Annotated in this window: 3 protein-coding genes; all 3 read left to right on the forward strand. The window is 56.6% G+C overall.

The window, feature by feature from the left end; genetic code table 11:
• The coding region (locus tag VHB22_RS01205) for an S-(hydroxymethyl)glutathione dehydrogenase (RefSeq protein ID WP_325455124.1) at positions 1 to 114 on the forward strand (114 nt) is incomplete at its 5' end.
• Between the two features lie 142 nt (positions 115 to 256).
• Positions 257 to 1,765, forward strand: a complete 1,509-nt coding sequence (locus VHB22_RS01210; protein WP_325455122.1) for a lipopolysaccharide biosynthesis protein — start codon at positions 257 to 259, stop codon at positions 1,763 to 1,765.
• Positions 1,766 to 1,826: 61 nt separating this feature from the next.
• Positions 1,827 to 3,161, forward strand: a complete 1,335-nt coding sequence (locus VHB22_RS01215; RefSeq protein ID WP_325455123.1) for a hypothetical protein — start codon at positions 1,827 to 1,829, stop codon at positions 3,159 to 3,161.
• Positions 3,162 to 3,214: the final 53 nt, after the last annotated feature.

Genomic DNA, 3,214 nt, shown 5'->3' on the forward strand with positions numbered 1-3,214 from the left:
AAGAAGATCAACATCGACGACCTGATCACTCACCAGATGCCGCTCGAAAAGATCAACCACGCCTTCGACCTGATGCACGAGGGCAAGTCGATCCGGTCGGTGGTAGTTTATTAAGGCTTCGGCGTTTGGCCGGCGAAAGAGCACTTTTTCAACCTTGCAGGTCTAAACGATGTGCAGGCCATTGGGCGTGTTGCGAATGTCGGTTGAACTGAGCATGAAAGCCGCCCCGCGTTTCGGAGCCAGGCAGTAAGCGATCATGGCCGGTCCCGCCTCACCTCCGCAGCGTAGTTCGGGTCGGCACATGCTGCACGGCTCGTTCTGGATGATCCTGTTACGGTGGACGCTGCGGCTGATCGGTCTGGTCAGCACGATCATCCTGGCGCGCCTGCTGACGCCCGCAGACTTCGGCATCGTCTCGATGGCGATGATCGTGGTGGGGATATTGGAAGTCCTCAACCAGACCGGCCAGCAACTCGCCATCATCCGGCTGGAACATCCGACCCGCGACGACTACGACGCGGCGTGGACGATTTCGGCGCTCGTTGGTGTCATCATCGCTGTCGCCATTCTGATCGTGGCGCCGTTCACCCAGGCCTATTTCCACGAGCCGCGCGCCGTCATCGTCATGCAGTGCCTCGCCTTGCGGGCCTTCCTGAGCGGTTTGGAGAATGTGGGAGTCGTAGATTTTCGGCGCGACGTCCGCTTTGACCGGTTCTTCACCTACAACGCCTATCCAAAAATCTTTTCCTTCTTCGTGACGATAGGACTTGCCTGGTATCTGCGAAATTATTGGGCGCTTGTTGGCGGTATTCTGGCCAATCAGGCCAGCCGCATCGTGCTCAGCTATATAATGCACGCCTATCGGCCGAGAATCTCGTTCAAGAAGGTAGCCGGGCTCTGGTCGTTTTCGACATGGACGCTGCTGAGATCGATCGGCATCACCATCAATAGCCAGGTCGATCAGATCATTATCGGTGGCATATCCGGCGTAAGCGCCATGGGCCGCTATTCCGTGGCATCCGACATTGCCGCGACGCCGTCACGGGAGGTCAATGAACCTTTGGTGACGGTTTTGTATTCCGTCATGGCCAAATTTCAGTCCGACATGGGCGAACTGCGTTCCCTGTTTCTCAGGACGCTTGGATGGTCGACGATCATTTGCAGCTCGACGAGCGTTGGTGTCGCCCTTGTCGCTCCGGAATTGGTGCCGCTGGTGTTGGGACACAAATGGCTGGACGTCGAACCCCTGATGGGCTGGCTTGCCCTGTCGGCTGGGGCCCTCGGCTTTGGTAGCACGGCCTACATTCTGTTCGACCTAATTGGAAAGCCTCATCTCGGCGCCCGCATGCAGTGGGTGAGGTTGGTCATGCTGGCCATTCTCCTTGCGCCCGTTGGGTTGATCACGCGCGATCTCTATTGGATTGCGGTTGCCCGTTTCGTGGTGACGGTGGTGTTTCTGCCCACACTGTTTATCGCGGCCGGTCGCCACATCAACGTCAGCCTCGGTGACTATATAAATGTATTCTGGCGACCGCTCCTGGCAGCAGCAATCATGGCTCTGGCGGTCGAATATCTGCGAATGCTCTTGGCTGGCCCCGATTTCCTTCGGCTGATCGCTTCGGTATCGACCGGTGCACTCGTCTACACGGGCACGCTTTTGCTTCTATGGCGGTTGAGTGGCCGTCCAGCATCCCCCGAGCAGGATTTGCTGGGGATCGTAAGGGGCGTCGCGAACAAATTTTTGATCCGAGAACGGCGCGCCTGAGGAACCAGGAGCGATCTTCTTCGTTCCTCCGAATCGGACGCATGGAGTCTGGGCTCCTTCGATGGGCAGGCAAGGACTGCCCGAGCTTCCGGGAAGTCTCGTCGAGTATACCGAGATACTTGGCGATTATGACTATTTTACTCTGTTGACCCCATACGAATATTGCGGCAATAAGCGTGTTGCTGCCGTAGGTTGTACAATGAAGCTCAACCACGTCCAAGTTGGTCGGTCGCCACTGGATAATGCCAAGGTCCGGCTGTCCGGCAGTCTCTGCGTCCAACGCGGTCTGGACGACGTCGAAGTCTGGTTCGATGTCGATGAGGACCTCGCCGAGGGCTTGGCGACAAGTGGTGCGCCGTGGCTTATCGCATTGCTTCCTTATGCTATGGAGTACGGCGGCACGATTGAAATCGACCGGCCGACGGACTCTCTTCTGGTCGAGAATGCCCTGATGCTGGGGCGCGTCTACCGCAAATGGTATCCGAACCTAAAGCCATACGAGATCGTTGCTGACCGGCAGATCATCTCGACGAATGCCGACAAGTCGGTTTCTTTCTTCAGTGGCGGAATCGACGGCATGCATACGGCGTTGCGCCATTCCCCGCTGGCCGGTCCCGATCAGGTTGGCACCGTCGACGAGTTATTGATGATCTGGGGCTTCGATATCGATCTCGATACACCCCAGGAGTTTGTTGCGATGTACGGCAACTCCCAGGCATTCGCCGAGCATCTCGGTGTGCCCTTGCGATCTATGGCAACAAACATCCGCAGGCCGAATACCTATTGGAAACGATTGTGGGGTCCGCTGTGTCATTCCATGGGGCGTGCCGCATGCGCGCATGCGCTGGAAGGGCGATACAAATCCGCCGTATGGGGGTCGAATTTTCTGGCCGAAGATTCCGTGCCGGAAGGATCTCATCCCTGGACCGATCCCTATTGCTCATCGACAAATCTGCGAACGGCGGTCGATGGCAATGCGCATTCGCGTATGGATAAGGTTGCCTTCCTGGCGCGATATCCTTGGGCGCTTGAGAATGTCCATGTTTGTTATCGCGATCTTGTTTCGAGGAATTGCGGCGAATGCATCAAATGCGTCCGTAGCGCCATAGCAATCGATTTGGCGGGACTGGCGGGTTCCTGCCGTACCTTGCCCGTCCCCTTGCGTCCTGAAGTTATCCAAAACGCCTATTGCGGCGATAAGTTCGAGCGGATCTTTTTTCGGGAAATGCTCGAATACGCCCGAGCAACGGGCAGGAGCGATATCGAACGATCATTGTCGATTGCGCTTCGCCGATCCGGCTATCTGAGACCGCTAATGGATTTTGCCGAATGGGGTAAGCAAAAGACGGCGGTCTGGCGGCTGAGCAGAATGCTCACAAAGGCAATCGCTGGCTAACTGCACCAGTTAAGAGTTCAGCTTAACGGTCGACAAAATAACCATCTTTTCTC

This window comes from Hyphomicrobium sp. (assembly GCF_035548195.1).
In the GTDB taxonomy this organism is placed as follows: domain Bacteria; phylum Pseudomonadota; class Alphaproteobacteria; order Rhizobiales; family Hyphomicrobiaceae; genus Hyphomicrobium_B.